This window comes from Corynebacterium silvaticum (assembly GCF_004382825.2).
Classification (GTDB): Bacteria; Actinomycetota; Actinomycetes; order Mycobacteriales; family Mycobacteriaceae; genus Corynebacterium; species Corynebacterium silvaticum.
The window spans coordinates 38344-53194 of the sequence record NZ_SDQO02000003.1; the positions used below are offsets into that span (position 1 = coordinate 38344).

The 14851-nt window shown below is 55.7% G+C and carries 11 protein-coding genes and 3 pseudogenes; 5 read left to right on the forward strand and 9 right to left on the reverse strand.

The annotated features are described in order from the left end of the window. Nucleotides 1–347: 347 nt before the first annotated feature. Both ET810_RS08240 and ET810_RS08245 read right to left on the reverse strand, forming a co-directional pair. A pseudogene (locus ET810_RS08240) lies at nucleotides 348–822 on the reverse strand (glutathione peroxidase). Next, nucleotides 819–2945, reverse strand: coding sequence for a S9 family peptidase (locus ET810_RS08245; RefSeq protein WP_087454491.1), 2127 nt, complete (start codon nucleotides 2943–2945; stop codon nucleotides 819–821). The pseudogene ET810_RS08240 and the gene ET810_RS08245 overlap by 4 nt, the downstream one beginning before the upstream one ends. Nucleotides 2946–3179: 234 nt before the next feature. On the opposite strand from ET810_RS08245, the gene ET810_RS13050 reads away from it, so the two are divergent. Next, the gene (locus tag ET810_RS13050) at nucleotides 3180–3305 is read left to right on the forward strand and encodes a hypothetical protein (RefSeq protein WP_259484258.1); all 126 of its coding nucleotides are present in this window, start codon (nucleotides 3180–3182) and stop codon (nucleotides 3303–3305) included. Nucleotides 3306–3360: 55 nt separating this feature from the next. On the opposite strand, the gene ET810_RS08255 is transcribed toward ET810_RS13050, so the two are convergent. The 5 genes from ET810_RS08255 to purD all read right to left on the reverse strand — a co-directional run bounded on the left by ET810_RS08255 (nucleotide 3361) and on the right by purD (nucleotide 9256). Then, nucleotides 3361–4254: a phosphoribosylaminoimidazolesuccinocarboxamide synthase gene (locus tag ET810_RS08255; protein ID WP_087454492.1), complete on the reverse strand. Its 894-nt coding sequence runs from the start codon at nucleotides 4252–4254 to the stop codon at nucleotides 3361–3363. A 222-nt stretch (nucleotides 4255–4476) separates the two neighbouring features. Further along, nucleotides 4477–5916 (reverse strand): adenylosuccinate lyase, encoded by a 1440-nt coding sequence (purB, locus tag ET810_RS08260; RefSeq protein ID WP_166741062.1) that lies wholly within the window; start codon nucleotides 5914–5916, stop codon nucleotides 4477–4479. Nucleotides 5917–5946: 30 nt separating this feature from the next. Continuing rightward, a complete protein-coding gene (locus ET810_RS08265; RefSeq protein WP_087454493.1) occupies nucleotides 5947–6603 on the reverse strand; it encodes a potassium channel family protein in 657 nt (218 codons plus the stop codon). Continuing rightward, nucleotides 6596–7930 carry a TrkH family potassium uptake protein gene (locus ET810_RS08270; RefSeq protein WP_134316373.1) on the reverse strand — a complete coding sequence of 445 codons (1335 nt, stop codon included), beginning with the start codon at nucleotides 7928–7930 and terminating at the stop codon, nucleotides 6596–6598. The genes ET810_RS08265 and ET810_RS08270 overlap by 8 nt, the downstream gene beginning before the upstream one ends. A gap of 57 nt (nucleotides 7931–7987) precedes the next feature. Next, nucleotides 7988–9256, reverse strand: coding sequence for a phosphoribosylamine--glycine ligase (purD, locus tag ET810_RS08275; protein ID WP_134316372.1), 1269 nt, complete (start codon nucleotides 9254–9256; stop codon nucleotides 7988–7990). 51 nt (nucleotides 9257–9307) lie between these two features. Between purD and ET810_RS08280 the strand changes: the two genes are divergently transcribed. Further along, entirely contained in the window at nucleotides 9308–9733 is a 426-nt protein-coding gene (locus ET810_RS08280; RefSeq protein ID WP_087454934.1) for an HIT family protein, read from the forward strand. A gap of 4 nt (nucleotides 9734–9737) precedes the next feature. After that, nucleotides 9738–10354 (forward strand): annotated as a pseudogene (locus tag ET810_RS08285) (esterase/lipase family protein). Here the strand turns inward: ET810_RS08285 and ET810_RS08290 are convergent. Further along, the gene (locus ET810_RS08290) at nucleotides 10351–11859 is read right to left on the reverse strand and encodes a sensor histidine kinase (RefSeq protein WP_134316371.1); all 1509 of its coding nucleotides are present in this window, start codon (nucleotides 11857–11859) and stop codon (nucleotides 10351–10353) included. The pseudogene ET810_RS08285 and the gene ET810_RS08290 sit on opposite strands and share 4 nt — an antisense overlap. A gap of 40 nt (nucleotides 11860–11899) precedes the next feature. After that, on the reverse strand, nucleotides 11900–12613 hold the full coding sequence (locus ET810_RS08295) for a response regulator transcription factor (RefSeq protein ID WP_087454498.1): 714 nt from the start codon (nucleotides 12611–12613) through the stop codon (nucleotides 11900–11902). Nucleotides 12614–12821: 208 nt separating this feature from the next. On the opposite strand from ET810_RS08295, the gene ET810_RS08300 reads away from it, so the two are divergent. Both ET810_RS08300 and ET810_RS13205 read left to right on the forward strand, forming a co-directional pair. Further along, nucleotides 12822–14240, forward strand: a complete 1419-nt coding sequence (locus ET810_RS08300) for an MFS transporter (protein WP_263970156.1) — start codon at nucleotides 12822–12824, stop codon at nucleotides 14238–14240. After that, nucleotides 14227–14761, forward strand: a pseudogene (locus tag ET810_RS13205) (TetR/AcrR family transcriptional regulator). The gene ET810_RS08300 and the pseudogene ET810_RS13205 overlap by 14 nt, the downstream one beginning before the upstream one ends. Nucleotides 14762–14851: the final 90 nt, after the last annotated feature.

Sequence of the window (14851 nt, forward strand, 5' to 3'; positions counted from 1 at the left end):
GACCAGAGACTCAAGGGATAGCGTTACTTGTTGAGGGACTAGCTAACGCACCACATTCTAAGAGTCATAGGTAGCTCGATGCATAGGGATTATCCCACCTCCTGGGAAGCGTTGAGGGGCGCGACTCAGAGCAGGCATTAGGCAAAGACAGACCGACTGGTCCCACAGCCGAATCCATTTCGGTTTAACTTTCTGAGGCATCTTTCCTTTTGAGGTTGAGGGATACCGGCCACCGCGCACACGGTGGCCGGTTCTTTTTGTCACCACAGCCTGCATTTCCATAGACATTGGACCGCAAAACGGTACCCAGAGGATGTTTTGTCTATGGAAATGCAGGCTGTTGGGCGCTAAAGCACCACGTGTTCCTCTAGGCATTCGATAATCTTGAGATCATCGGGGTCCATATTCGGGGTGAACCGACCCACAACCTTTCCTTCTGGAGAGACCACAAACTTTTCAAAGTTCCACTCAATATCCGGGCCGTCTCCCTTTAAGAATCGGTACAGCGGATGAGCGTTCTCACCGTTCACGTCTGCCTTTGCAAGAATCGGGAAGGTCACATCGTATTTCCCGCTTGCAGAACTCCGCGATCTGTTTATTGGATCCGGGTTCTTCCTCAGCAAACTGGTTGCACGGCATCGCAATCACAAAGAAGCCTCGTTGAGCATAGTCGCGATACAACTCTTCCAGAGCCTCGTACTGCGGAGTCAGACCGCATTTGGACGCGGTATTCACAATAAGCAGGCAGTGTCCTGCCCAGTCATTCATGGTTGTCTCGGTGGCGTCGTTAAGCGTCACCGGAATATCAAAGAACTGTGTCATTGAAGCACTCCCGTCGCCTGGTTAATGATCCATGCATATTCAAACGCCGTCTGCTTCCACTTTTCATACCGACCGGACACTCCGCCATGGCCCGCTGCCATCTCGGTCTTGAGCAAAAAGTCGCCGCTCTTGGCGGTAGCACGCAGCCTAGCAATCCACTTGGCAGGCTCTACGTACAGCACCCGGGTGTCATTAATCGAGGTCAAAGCCAGGATATTGGGATAGTCTTTGGCCTCCACATTCTCATAAGGGGCATACGACGCCATATAGTCATATACCTCCTTATCGTGCAGCGGATCGCCCCACTCATCCCACTCCGTGACAGTCAGCGGCAGCTCTGGCATCAGCATGGAGGTCAGCGGATCCACGAACGGAACCACAGCCTCAATTGCCTTGAATCGGTCGCCTGCGAGGTTGGCAATTGCTCCCATCAGCATGCCACCGGCGGAGCCGCCCTCGGCCACCATCTGCTCTGGCGTGGTCACGCCCTGAGCGATAAGGAAATCCGCTACGGCGATGAAGTCCGTAAACGTATTCTTTTTGCACAGCATCTTGCCGTTGTCATACCAACCCCGGCCCATCTCGCCGCCACCGCGGACGTGTGCAACGGCAAAAATCATCCCGCGATCCATAAGGGAGAGCCGCGCAATGGAAAATTCGGGATCCATAGATACCTCGTAGGAACCGTAGCCGTAGAGCAGCGTTGGGTTTGCAGTGGTCATGTCGAGATCAGCGCGGTGCACGAGCGACACCGGGATCTGCACCCCATCTGCTGCCGTGGCCCACAGCCTGGTTGCTACGTAGTCCTCACGGTTGTAGCCGCCAACGACCTCTTGTTGCTTGAGCAGGCGCTTGGAACCATCCGCAACCGTATAGTCGAACACCTGGCTGGGAGTGGTAAACGAGGTATAGCAAACGCGCAGCACGGGCGCATCCCACTCGGGGTTTCCGGCAACGCCCACGGTGTAGAGGTCCTCATCAAACTGAAGCTCTTCAAAGGTCCCGAAGCCTTGGTCAGTGAGCTGCATTATTGCGGCACGACCAATGGCCCCGGCGCGGTATCCCACCACGATCTGATCGCGGTAGGTGTCTACGCCTTCAATCCGGACATCATCGTGGTGCGGCATCAGCGTTGTCAGATCGGACAAGGCAAGGGGCTCCGTCGCGGGTGCCCACCCTATTTCAAAATTCGGCCCCGTAGCGTTGTGAGTAACTATCCACACGTCTTCGCCAGCAACAACGCCGTGGTCCACGTCGTATTCCACGCCCGACTTCCGGGGGATAATGCAGCGGAATTCGCCCTCTGGATTATCCATGTCAAGGACCCACACCTCAGAAGTTATCTTCGATGCGGATGCAATCATCAGGTATTTTTCTGAACGCGTCGCACCAATACCGGTGTTAAAATGCTCGTCTGCCTCATGGAACACGCGAACGTCTTCGCTCGAATCCGTGCCGATCTTGTGTCGCCACACGGAGTCCGGACGCCATGCGTCGTCGACTCGCTGATAGAACAGGTAGTCTTCTCCGGCCCATGTTGCGCCGTAGAAAAGATCCTCCAGGACGTCGTCTAGCAGTTCCCCTGTCTCCAGGTCTTTAATCCGCAGGGTAAAACGCTCATCGCCGGCGGTATCCACGGAGTAGGCCAAGTAGCGGCCCGACGTGGTGATCGTGGAGGCTCCCAGGGAGAAAAACTCGTGCCCCTCCGCCAGCTCATTCAAATCGAGAATGACCTGTTCCTGAGCAACCGGCTCCCCTTCTGGAATCACAGGTGGTACCCATGCGTCCTGCCCCTCAACGACGGGGATGCGGCAGGAGTAACCGTAGCTTTTCCCCTCTTCCGAGCGCCCGTAATACCAAAAATCGCCGGAGCGCTGCGGAACCGACATATCGGTCTCTTTTACTCGCGACTTTATCTCTTGATAAATATTGTCCCGCAACTGAGACAACCCTGCGGTCTCTTGCTCCGTGAAGGCATTCTCCGCCTCCAGATACGCAATGGTCTCTGGAGGCTCTTTATCCCGTAGCCATTCGTATTCATCGACAAACGTGGTGTCATGCACCGTTCTGGTGTGCGGATGAATCGGGGCTATCGGCGCTTGAATTCGCGTTGCTTCAGACATGCTCTAAATCGTAGTGGAAACCACTACCAAGCCTATTTTTTAAGCTTTTCGAGCTCTTGACATCCGCCCCTACGTCCCCCACCAAGACATATGCAAAAAATATGGATTTATCACCTTAGTGCTGCGTCTTTTTACTTCAGTGAACCCCGCCACGTGTTGCCTTTTTCTCTTGATTTTTTACAGAGTTCGGCTAGTGTAAATCCGGTCTTAGTGAGAAAAATGAAAGGTACCATAATGAGCAATGCCGTAGACGTATTTAGCCAACTCTCGTCTATCAAAGGTCTCAACCTACTTTCGGAGATGGTCAGCTTTACCAGCAAGATCGTCAGCGTTGTAGAGAAGATCAACAAGCTCACCTAATTAAGAAAATCAAAAAGCGCTGTACCGGTATCAGGTACAGCGCTTCTTTTAGTTTTTACACACAGGTTCCGATCCAATCACTGAACTTTTTTCCAGTAATGCGTTCGAATGCCTCCACATAGCGTTCCCGCGTCGCTTCCACGACGGACCCAGGAAGAGAGGGCGGCGGAGTAAGCGAATCCGTGGACCACCCCGACTTGGGGCCGGTGAGCCAGTTGCGCACGTACTGCTTATCAAAGCTCGGCTGCGCCTTGCCCTCCTCGTAGCCGTCGGCAGGCCAATAGCGGGAGGAATCTGGGGTGAGGGCTTCGTCGGCAAGCACTAAAGTGCCGTCCGCATCGAGTCCGAACTCAAACTTTGTGTCCGCAAGAATAATGCCGCGGGACTCCGCGATGGCTGCTGCCTCGGAGTAGATCTTCAGAGTCACTGCGCGTAGCTCGTTAGCGCGCGCCTCGCCTAGCTTGTCGACGACCGCGTCAAAGGACACGTTCTCATCATGATCGCCAAAGTCAGCTTTGGTTGCAGGCGTAAAGATCGGTTCGGGCAATTTAGATGCCTCTACCAGGCCTTCTGGCAGCTCGATACCGCATACCTTGCCGGCCTGCTGGTATTCCTTGAGGCCAGAGCCGGTGAGGTAACCACGTGCCACGCATTCAAAAGGCAGCATCTTCAGTTTCTTGCACACCAGCGCACGTCCCAAAACTTCTTCTGGAATCGCAGGATCATCGATGGGTCCGGCAAGGTGATTGGGAAAATTGATGTGATCAAAGAAGTACATGCTCATCGCAGTGAGCACTCGGCCTTTGTCGGGGATCTCCGGATCCAGGATGTGATCGTATGCGGAGATGCGGTCAGAGACCACCATGAGCAGGCGTTCGTCGTCGATCTCATAGATCTCACGCACTTTGCCCGCGGACACATGAGTGTACTGGGAGAGTTCAGGACGCATAACGTAGCAGTCTAGCCCTCACGTCTCATGCAAGTCATATCTTATCTGCTTTTGTAGGGTTAACGTTATGCGCAAGCGGCCAAACATATCCCAAACGCGCCCGTTTCCACTGTTCACCACCCTGATCCTAAAACCAGGGTCGTGACGATCACACACTACAGTGACCAAAGCTACAACCGGCTACTTCAGTGGAGTAGCACTTTTCAACGCTAAATTTAAACGCTAAAGAATCTCGCCAGGAGTATAGGCCGCGGCGCTCGGATAGCGGTTGGTGAGGTCCTCCACCCGGTTGAGAACCCGGGAAACCTGCGATTCTGCGGCACCGATAAAGGCATGATGATCCGCAAGGGCCTCGTCCAGCTGCTCCTGAGTCATCGGCAGGCGCTCGTCTGCTGCGAGGCGCTGAATCAGGTCTTGCCCGCCACCGTTTTCTCGCATGTTCAGTGCCACTGCAACGGCGTTTTCCTTGATCACCTCATGGGCAGTCTCACGGCCCACGCCTGCGCGAACCGCCGCCATCAAAATACGGGTGGTGGCAAGGAATGGGAGGTAACGCTCAAGTTCCCGATCAATCATTGCCGGAAATGCCCCGAACTCGTCGAGGACAGTCAGGAAGGTCTCGTACATTCCGTCGAGAGCAAAAAACGCATCTGGCAGAGCCACACGGCGGATCACAGAGCAGAAGACGTCGCCTTCATTCCACTGCTGGCCCGCAAGATCGGCGACCATCGTGAGGTATCCACGCAGGATCACCTGGAGTCCACCGACCCGCTCGCATGAGCGAGCATTCATCTTGTGAGGCATAGCGGAAGAACCGACTTGTCCCTCCTTGAAGCCCTCAGTCACCGTCTCGTTGCCTGCCATGAGGCGGATGGTGGTTGCCAAGCTTGATGGGCCTGCCCCCAACTGAACCAGAGCCGATACAGCGTCAAAGTCGAGGGACCTCGGGTACACCTGCCCCACGGAATCAAAGACCCGTGAAATGCCAAGGTGATCAGCCACCTGCGTTTCCAAGGACGCCAGCTTCTTCTGGTCCCCACCCATCAGGTCAAGCATGTCCTGCGCCGTGCCCATCGGGCCCTTGATTCCTCTGAGAGGATAGCGATCAAGGAGCTCCTCAACGCGGTCGATGGCCACCAGGATTTCCTCGGCGGCAGAAGCGAAACGCTTGCCCAATGTAGTGGCCTGAGCAGCCACGTTATGAGAACGCCCAGCCATAACCAGTGATTGGTATTGAGCGGCATGGTGTGCCACCCGTGCCACCACTGCCACAGACTTGTTGCGGATCAATTCCAAAGAACGGTAGATCTGCAGCTGTTCTACGTTTTCAGTGAGGTCACGCGAGGTCATGCCCTTGTGAATATGCTCAAACCCAGCGAGGGCATTGAACTCCTCAATCCGGGCTTTAACGTCATGGCGGGTGATCTTCTCGCGATCAGCAATGCTCGCGAGATCAATCTGGTCGATGATCCGCTCATAGGCAGCAATAGCCTCCGAAGGAATCTCAACCCCCAATGCTTTTTGAGCCTTCATCACAGCGATCCAGAGCTGGCGCTCTAGCAGGATTTTGGCCTCGGGGCTCCACAGCTCAGTGAGCTCGGCGGAAGCGTATCGGTTGGAAAGGACGTTGGTGATCTTCTTCTTGTCTGCCACGTCACTCATTATCGCATGCGAAGCACCGCTTGTCCCCCCCTAGTCAGTCATCCCAAACTGCTCTAACTCGTCTGGGTGACCAGCCGCCAAAACCAAATCCCCTGCTTGCAGAATCATCTCGGGTTTCGCGGGCCTAAACATACCGTTGCTCGGACGAACGGCAATGATCTGTACCCGATCAACCTCGTGTACCCGCTTACCCAGAATTGAGACAGGCGGCGCAACTTTCACGATGGCGTAATCTCGGTCGAATTCCGCGTATTCCTGCACCCGGCCATTCATCAAATGTGCCACTCGTCGACCAGTATCCTGCTCCGGGCGAATGATGTGATGCACCCCGATTTGACGCAGGATCTTAGCGTGGGAGTTATTCAGAGCCTTCGCCCAGATACTCGGCACGTCCAGATCAATCACGGTAGAGGCGGTGAGCAATGATGCCCCCATGTCCGAGCCGATTCCGATCACCACGCGGGAAGCCTCATCCACAGAGAGCTGGCGGAGAGCTTCCTCGTTGGTCGTATCCGCCATGGCGGCATAGGTGAGAACTTTAGCGGCTGCGTTGACCACGGATTCAGAAGAATCAACTCCTAAAACCTCAATGCCAGAGTGCACCAGCTCTTCGCCCAGAGCCATGCCGAATCGACCTAAGCCAAGAATCACCACGGGTGCTTTAGAGCGGGAACGGAACTTAGCCAATGATCGGCCTTTCTACTGGATAGGAGTACAAACGCTTATTGCTGCGAGCTGCAAGAGCAGCCACAAGCGACACCGGCCCAACACGGCCTGCATACATCAAAAGAACCAGAAGCAGCTTGCCAACGCTAGGCAGATCCGGCGTAATACCCGTGCTCAAGCCTACCGTGGCAAAAGCGCTGACTACTTCAAAGGAAATATCCAAAAACTCAAATTCCGGGGCCACCAATAGCATGGTCATCAGGGAGACAGACACCAACAGCGTGGCCAGCATGGTGACCGCCAACGCCTGGCGCACGGTGCGGGTGGGGATTCGGCGACCTCGGATCAAGATGTTGTCATCTCCGCGGATCTCCGCCACCATGACGGTGAGGAGAACTGCCACCGTCGTGATCTTGATGCCACCAGCCGTGCCACCAGAACCGCCACCAATAAACATGAGGAAATCAGTGAGCAACAGGCTGGAGGGGTGCATCTCACCTATGTTGATCGAGTTAAATCCTGCGGTCCTGCTAGTTACTGACTGAAAAAAGGAGGCGAGGAGTTTCGTCGGCACGCTAAATCCAGACAGAACTCCGCGCCACTCAAATGCAGCAATGCCCACAGTTCCCGTGATGAGCAACGCGAGCGTTCCGACGATCGTGAACACCGCAGTCAAAGAAAATCGCCGCTCAGCGATACCCGCCGCTCTATGCTCGTGCCGACGATGCAGTTCCAAAAGAAGGGGAAACCCTAGTCCACCGAGGATGATGGCGCCGGAAATCGGGAGAATAATCCCAAAATCCCCCACGTAGGGCACGAGGTTGTCTGACCGCAGACCAAAGCCGGCGTTGTTAAAGGCCGACACCGAGTGGAAGACGCCTTCCCATAGACTCGCGCCCCAAGAAAAACCCAGCCCCTTAAAGCGCAGGGTCAAGACCAGCGCTACGGCAGACTCCACCACCACGGTGAACGCAAAGGTGGCTACGAGCAGGCCTTTGACCTCGCCTAATTCTCTACCGCGCCCCTCCGCGGCTGCGTTGAGCCTGTCTCGCACTCCGATCCGCCCCACCAGCACCCACGCGGCAAAAGACGTCAAGGTCATGATGCCCAAGCCGCCGAGCTGGATCAAAAGAAGAATCACTAATTGGCCAAAATGCGACCAATACGTGGCGGTATCCACAACGGTCAGGCCGGTCAAACACACGGCCGAGGTTGCGGTAAACAAAGCCGTGATGACGTCCGCTTGCGCTTGTCCTTCTCGGGATATGGGGAGAAGAAGGACAAGCGTTCCGATGATAACGAGCGTTGCAAAACTACCGGCTACAAGCCGAGCAGGGGTCTTACGCATGAGGCGAAACGTTACTCCTGCCACGGCTCGCAGAGCAAGAACTCAGCGCCCGCTCAGTTAAATCGTGATCTTTCCTTCCACCGCGGGCAACGCGATGTCAGAGCGGTAGTGGGAACCAGGCAGCGTGATCTTGTTCAAGACGTTGTAAGCGTTACGACGGGCGTCGATAAGCGAGTCCCCGGTGCCGATCACGTTCAGAACGCGTCCTCCAGCGGCAACAAGTTTTCCGTCTGCGTCGCGCGCCGTGCCAGCGTGTAGCACTGCGGCATCGTCCGCGCCAGTGATCTCGCCGCCCTTGCGGGGATCCTCCGGGTAGCCTTCAGCAGCCAAAACCACCGTCAAGGCATATCCATCTTCCCACTCCAGCGGCGGCAACTCAACCAGTTTTTCAGTGGCCACAGCCTTCAGAACCTCCGCCAGAGGCGATGTAAGCAGAGCCAACACCGCCTGTGTTTCTGGGTCGCCAAAACGGCAGTTGAACTCCACCACTGCGGGGCCTTCTTCGCCCCACGCTATGCCGGCGTACAGCAACCCGGAATATGAACAACCACGAGCGACCATCTCACGCGCCACGGGCACACAGACCTCGTCCACGATTCGCTGAACCCCGTCTTCTGGTAGCCACGGCAACGGCGTATAAGCTCCCATGCCGCCGGTATTCGGGCCCTCATCATTATCAAACGCGCGCTTATGATCCTGCGCCGGAAGCAACGGCACAACCGTTTCCCCGTCCACCAAGCAAAAGAGTGAAACCTCAGGGCTATCGAGGAAGCTCTCCAAGAGCACCGGATTTCCGGCAGACAAAACAGCATCCACATGAGCACGCGCCTGCGCGCGATCCTTAGTCACCACAACGCCTTTGCCACCAGCAAGGCCGTCATCTTTGACCACGTAATGCGGACCAAAATTATCCAGGGCAGCTTCCCGCTCGGCATCCGAGGCACCCGGCACGATCTGTTCCGCGCGAGCTGTCTTCACACCCGCTTTGGCCATAACGTCCTTGGCAAAGGCCTTTGAGCCTTCAATCCGTGCAGCATTCTTATTGGGACCAAAGACTGCAAACCCATGTGCACGCAAGGTATCGGCTACCCCCGCGACCAGAGGAATTTCAGGTCCTATGACCACAAGATCCGCATGTACCTCCTGCGCGACCTTTAGCATCTCATCTGGATTATCCACCTGCGTTGCTTCCGGGTGAACGGTAGCAATCGACTCCATGCCAACGTTTCCTGGTGCCACGTGGATTTCTGTAACCGCAGGGTCCTTGGACAAGCCGAGTGCAAGGGCGTGCTCACGGGCGCCCGAACCGATAACAAGAATGTGCATGATCCGAATCATACCGGCGAGACTGCGTATAAGCCGACTATCCTCGAAAACATGAGCAGCGTATTTACAAAAATTATTGCAGGTGATTTGCCAGGTCGTTTTGTCTATCGCGACGAAGACGTGGTGGCCTTCCTGACCATCGAGCCGTTGGCCTACGGACACGTATTGGTGGTGCCAGTGGCAGAAGTAGATAAGTGGACCGACCTGGATCCCAGCACGTGGGCAAAGCTCAATGAGCTAGCGCAGCGAGTGGGCAAGGCAATCACCGACGTGTTTGCTACACCTCGCGCGGGCTACGTGATCGCTGGTTTTGATGTTCCCCATACTCATATTCATGTTTTCCCAGCCGCAAAGATGTCCGATTACGTTTTCTCTCAAGCGATGTCCATGGACGCGACCGACCCAGCTCAGATGGATGCTGCAGCAGAAAAGCTACGGCAGGCACTGGGAACTGATGAGAACGGGCTAGTGAAGTAGCCCCATGGCGTTGTTGAGGTGGGTGCCCACACGCGGCCGACTGCCGGTTTCTCCCCGTATCACCAAAGACTCCCATATCCCCGTGCTGTTTTTACACGGAACTTTAGGGTCACCGGGTAACTTTGAGAGGCCCGCCCAGCGGCTTGTAGAGCAAGGGCGCCCATTTTTCGCGCCGGCCTATGGCAACCATGGGACAGCCGATCTTGATTCCTCGCTACAAGAACTACTGAGGTACGTCGATGGGCTCGCTAGCCAGGGGATACATCACGTTGATGTTGTGGGGCATTCCGCCGGGGGACTTCTCGCGCTGCGGATCGCTCATGCCCGCCCGGGTTTTGTGAGGAAACTGGTGGGGCTAGGGGCAGCGTTCCATGGGGTTCCCAAGAATTTACGTTTTAAGCCTGTGGTCAAATGGATTGGCGGACAAGCGCTTTTGCAGCTTACGCAAAAATCCCGGCTGAACTTCCAGAGAACGTGGAATTGATTTCAGTGTTTTCTACCGCGGACCTTGTGGTGCCGGCTCAGTCGAGCAAGCTAGGCGAACTCGTAGAGATTCATGGAGTTCGCCATGAGGACTTGCCGCGCCAGGCCGACATCATCGTAGACGCGTTGGGGGCTTAGCGATCTTCTAGCCGGGGAAGCACTAGATGGAAGGTGGTTCCTTGGCCAAGAGTGCTGCTCACGCTGATGCTTCCGCTGTGGGCAGATACCAGCGACTTCACGATGGCCAGCCCCAGGCCGCTGCCGCCGGTGGAGCGGGCGCGTGACGTGTCGGCTCGGTAGAAGCGCTCGAAAATATGCTCGGCATCCTTTTCCGACATACCTATGCCATCGTCGATGATGTCGATGGCGATATTGTTGCTGGTGGGATCGTCGTAAAGCTTAATCTGCACCTTTGCGTCCTCGCCGCCATGTTTCAAAGCGTTGGTGGTGAGGTTGGTGAGCACTTGGTGCAGCCGGGCCGCGTCGCCCAAGGTGATGGGCACACCGGCGCACTCAGACCGCACGTCGATGCTGCGGTTAGGGTAGGCGGCCTGCAGGGAGGACGCCACCGACAGAGAAACCTCCAAAAGATCAACCTGGGCTGTCTCATGACGAGCACCTTCGGCGCGAGTAAGCGCGAGGAGATCTTCTACTAAGAGACTCATGCGAGAGGCTTCTCCCTCGATTTTGTCGATCACCAGATCCGCATCTTTTGTGGCTCCAGAACGGTACAGCTCCGAGTAGCCGCGAACCGACGTCAGCGGTGTCCGCAGCTCATGGGAGGCATCCCCGACGAATCTGCGCATCTGGGCTTCTTTATCCTGCAGCTCCACGATGAGGGACTGCAGCCTAGAGATCATCGAGTTCAATGAGCGCGATAACGCCCCAACCTCAGTGTTTTCCGAGACTTCCGGCACTCGTCGGTCTAAGTCGCCCTGCGCGATTGCTTTGGCGGTGCATTCGACTTCGCGCAAAGGCCGCAATGCTCTACGGATCAGGAAAAACGCAATGAGCGCCATGAGAAGAAGCACGGCGACTTCAATGATGACCTGCCCCACGGCAAGCCTGCGCAACATGTTGGCTTCTTGGGTAATGTCCTTGGCCACGACCATGGTCACGCCATTACGTGTCTCAGCGGTTACTCGCCACATGCCTTCTTTATGGCTCTTCGGGCTAGATTCCACAGTGTGAGGGCCTTGGCCAGCATAAACTTGGCTCAGATCAGGTTCAGAAACGTCCTCGTTGTATACGTTTGTGGTTCCGTCCTGGTAGATCTTGACCACATAAAATTCTGTCGGCGGCCGCGCGCTGGTAGCCCCGGGGTTAGTTTTAAAAAGCGAATCTTGCTTGGCCCACCCATTGAGGCCCAGTTCTAGTTCCTTGTCAATGCGCGAATAGGTGAGCTCCCGCATCGTTCGGTTAACGGCAACGGCGCTGCCGATCAACCCCACCGCGGAGACCGCGACCACGATTACTAACAGCCCAAAGCGTAATGGCATCCCAGATAACACGTGCATATCTCGGACTCGCGCGACCAAGCTTTTACCCGTTTTTCTGGCACTCCGATACCCCCAGCGTTGTTTCCCGCTGTGGACAGGGCTCCCGCGAACCACCGCGGTGGAATATGGGTTCTGGGTGCTCATCTACTACTTTCTTCTTTGGGTTTTCGCCGCACTGCGGCTATTACGCATTTCGCGGCTTACGCAGCACGTATCCCACGCCTCGCACTGTTTGGATCAGTTGCGGATCATGGGTGTCTACTTTGCGACGCAAATAAGAAATATAGGACTCGACAACATTTCCGTCGCCACCGAAATCGTAATGCCACACGTGATCCAAAATCTTTGCCTTAGACATCACAACCTCAGCGTTAAGTATCAGGCAGCGCAGCAGATTGAACTCGGTGGGCGAGAGATCGACGACCTTTCCGGCTTTTGTCACCTCATGGGTGTCGTCGTTAAGCGTCAGGTCGGCATACACCAAGGTGGAATCGTCTTCGACCATCTCCACGGTGCTGCCTCGGCGCAAAATCACGCGCAACCGAGTAATCACTTCCTCCAAGGAGAAAGGCTTGGTCACGTAATCATCAGCCCCGATGGTCAACCCATGAATCCGGTGCTCCACGGCGTCTTTTGCCGTCAGGTACAAAACGGGACCGTCGAGGCCTTCCGCCCGAAGTTTGGGCAGGAGCTCATAGCCGTCCATGCCCGGCATCATGACGTCAAGAATGAATGCATCGGGCTTAAAATCCTTGGCTATTTCCAGCGCTTCTACGCCGGAATTAGCTACGGCAACATCAAATCCTTGGAATTTTAAGCTGACGTTCAAAAGCTCAACGATGTTCGGCTCGTCGTCGACGACCAGTATTCGCTTAGTTTTTTCGTTCACGCCTTCCATTTTTACCTGTCCTGATCTCCTGGTGAGGACACGACCTCACGGTTAGTTCCTTTAAGTCAACAACACGGCTCTGCTTTTCTTCTGAAGCGTAGCTGGTAACTACCTGTGAATGGATTAGCGCACCCGCACCGAAAATTGAAACTGTAATGACCGTTCGGTACAGTTTTGAGTTATGGAATCTCGACAACGCTGAGTCTTTTTAGGTGTTATCTCGCTAGGACTCTTCATGATCGGCGCAGACAATTCCATCCTCTACACCGCCCTACCGGTACTAAGAAGCGAATTGCACACCACCGAGCTTGAAGGCCTCTGGATTATCAACGCCTACTCGCTGGTCCTTGCCGGCCTTCTCCTAGGAACAGGCACCCTTGGAGACAAGATTGGGCACCGACGAATGTTTGAGATCGGAATTACGATCTTCGGACTGGCGTCCCTGGCCGCATCTTTCGCCCACAATCCGCTGGCACTCATCGCTGCACGCGCCGTCCTGGGCGTGGGCGCCACCACGATGATGCCCGCCACGCTCGCCCTGCTCCGCATCACTTTCCCCAATGTCCGTGAACGCAACATCGCAATCGGCATCTGGGGTTCCGTCGCCACGCTAGGAGCAGCGCTCGGCCCAGTCATCGGGGGTTTCCTTATCGAGCATTATTACTGGGGATCCGTATTCCTGATCAACATCCCAGTAACAATCGTCGCATTCCTAGGAACGTTATTAATCGCGCCGCCCAATATGGCCGATTCTTCCCGCCACTGGGATTTTCTCTCTTCTCTCTGGGCGATGGTGACCATGATGGGCCTTGTGCTACTGATCAAGGAACTTACGCACGCCCATATAGAAATAGCAGTACTCATCGGAGCACTGGCCGCCATCATCATCGGCGCGCTGCTTTTCAGCCAACGCCAGCGCACACTCCCCGAGCCGCTCCTCACCTTCGACGTATTCAAAAACCGAGTTTTCACGGCGCGAACCCTGGCCGCAGCGCTAGCGATGTTCATCCTCTCCGGCGCAGAGCTCATGACCACACAGCGCTTCCAGCTAGCCGAGGGTTTTACCCCCTTGCAAGCCGGCCTACTCACAGGCACCGTAGCTTTGGCAGCGTTTCCTAGTTCAATCTTGGGCGGAGCGTTGCTGCACCTCATCGGCTTTCTCCCGCTCATTTCTGGCGGCTTTCTCTCCATGGCTATTGGAACGTCGATCGCAGTCGGAGGCACGCGTGCCGACGCCTTCCCACTCTTTGTTGTTGGTCTGCTCCTCGTAGGCTTCGGCGCAGGATTGACCATGTCCGTATCCACGACCGCGATCATCGGCTCGGCCCCGGCGCGCCGCTCCGGCATGGCGTCCGCTATGGAGGAAGTCTCCTACGAGTTTGGCACGCTGCTCTCGGTGGCGGTGGTGGGCTCTTTGTTCTCCTTCTTCTACGCACGTTCCGCACCCGAAGCCATCGCCCAAAATTTTGAGCAGGGCCTCTCGCACCCCACGCTTGCCGACGCCGCCCGCGCCGCCATAGACACCTCGTATGTATCCGTGCTCGTCATTATTGCCATAACTGCATGCATCGCATGCGTCATCACCGCTTATCTGTTGCGAAACAACCCCAAGGAGACTCAATTTGCGCACGAATAAAAAAGACTCGCTGCTGGCCACCGCACTCAGCATCGTGGAGCCAGACGGCCTTGCGGCCCTCACATACGATTCCCTCTCCGCAGCCAGCGGCATATCCAAGTCTGGATTGATCTATCACTTCCCCACTCGCCACCAGCTCCTTATAGAGCTGAATGCGTCCGCAGCCCGAACATGGACGCAGGAGCTAGAGGCAGCAGCGGGGGGGACCTGCCTCCGAGGTTTCCCTCAGACAGAGAATGCGCGCCCTGCTGGAGGTGGAATCGCAAAGCGCTACTCGCGCGGATCTTTTATTAAGCATCGACGCCAACCTCAACGAGGAGATCCGTGCCATATGGGACAAAGCCTTAACGCCTTGGACCGATCCCCACAATCCTCATGCAACTATCGTGCAACTTATCGCTGATGGCCTGTGGGTATACGACCACATCAATGCCCGCCCACTCACCCCCCAACAGCGACACGCCGCAGTAGATGCAGCGCAATCGTTGCTGGGTAAACTATCTAATGAAGTGACTGAATAGCCTATCTTTACTCTCAACTTCACGATTAACCTAAATTACTTTAAGATAACTCTCATGTTTGGTGGTTCGCCGCCGTGGATTCCGTAGAAA

What these genes read in the sequence shown, in the direction of transcription:
- ET810_RS08245 (WP_087454491.1), bottom strand. Translation starts at nt 2,945, where the DNA reads ATGTCTGAAGCAACGCGAATTCAAGCGCCGATAGCCCCGATTCATCCG.
- ET810_RS13050 (WP_259484258.1), top strand. Translation starts at nt 3,180, where the DNA reads ATGAGCAATGCCGTAGACGTATTTAGCCAACTCTCGTCTATCAAAGGT.
- ET810_RS08255 (WP_087454492.1), bottom strand. Translation starts at nt 4,254, where the DNA reads ATGCGTCCTGAACTCTCCCAGTACACTCATGTGTCCGCGGGCAAAGTG.
- purB (WP_166741062.1), bottom strand. Translation starts at nt 5,916, where the DNA reads ATGAGTGACGTGGCAGACAAGAAGAAGATCACCAACGTCCTTTCCAAC.
- ET810_RS08270 (WP_134316373.1), bottom strand. Translation starts at nt 7,930, where the DNA reads ATGCGTAAGACCCCTGCTCGGCTTGTAGCCGGTAGTTTTGCAACGCTC.
- purD (WP_134316372.1), bottom strand. Translation starts at nt 9,256, where the DNA reads ATGCACATTCTTGTTATCGGTTCGGGCGCCCGTGAGCACGCCCTTGCA.
- ET810_RS08280 (WP_087454934.1), top strand. Translation starts at nt 9,308, where the DNA reads ATGAGCAGCGTATTTACAAAAATTATTGCAGGTGATTTGCCAGGTCGT.
- ET810_RS08290 (WP_134316371.1), bottom strand. Translation starts at nt 11,859, where the DNA reads ATGAGCACCCAGAACCCATATTCCACCGCGGTGGTTCGCGGGAGCCCT.
- ET810_RS08295 (WP_087454498.1), bottom strand. Translation starts at nt 12,613, where the DNA reads ATGGAAGGCGTGAACGAAAAAACTAAGCGAATACTGGTCGTCGACGAC.